1 protein-coding gene is annotated in these 388 nt (G+C 34.5%); it reads right to left on the bottom strand.

Going from position 1 to position 388, the window contains the following annotated elements; translation table 11 throughout:
- Positions 1–331: thiamine pyrophosphate-dependent enzyme (locus EES38_RS23390; protein WP_208020511.1), on the bottom strand; the 331-nt coding region annotated here is incomplete at its 3' end.
- Between the last annotated feature and the right edge of the window lie 57 nt (positions 332–388).

Here is a 388-nt window from a genome sequence, read left to right as displayed (position 1 = left end):
CGTTAAAAATAACTTCCTCAGCAGTTAATCCTGCCGAAATGGAAGTAAGCATATCTCTGTAATAAGGAAATAAATGGTCGGTTTCCTTATTGAATGTCTGACCTATTGCCAGTTGAATTCCATCATGACCAGCATAAGGAGCATGATAGGACCAACCTATTGCTTGCTTGAGATAGTTTGGTGCTTTCTCATCCAAAGCTCTACCTAATGTCATCAGATGATACCAACGACTAAGTAATTCCTTAGATGTGCTTTTAATACTATATTTTTTGTTTTCTGTCATTTTGATCTTGTTTTCTTGCTCTTTTGATTCTAATTCCAATGTTTCCATATTTAAATAGATCTGTTGATATCAAATTCTTCCAGGTAATCTGCTATTTTTCTCAAG

This window comes from Vibrio viridaestus, from assembly GCF_003856525.1.
Taxonomy (GTDB): Bacteria; Pseudomonadota; Gammaproteobacteria; order Enterobacterales; family Vibrionaceae; genus Vibrio; species Vibrio viridaestus.
Note: the sequence above shows the minus strand (reverse complement) of the source record. Positions and strands in the feature narration are given on the sequence as shown.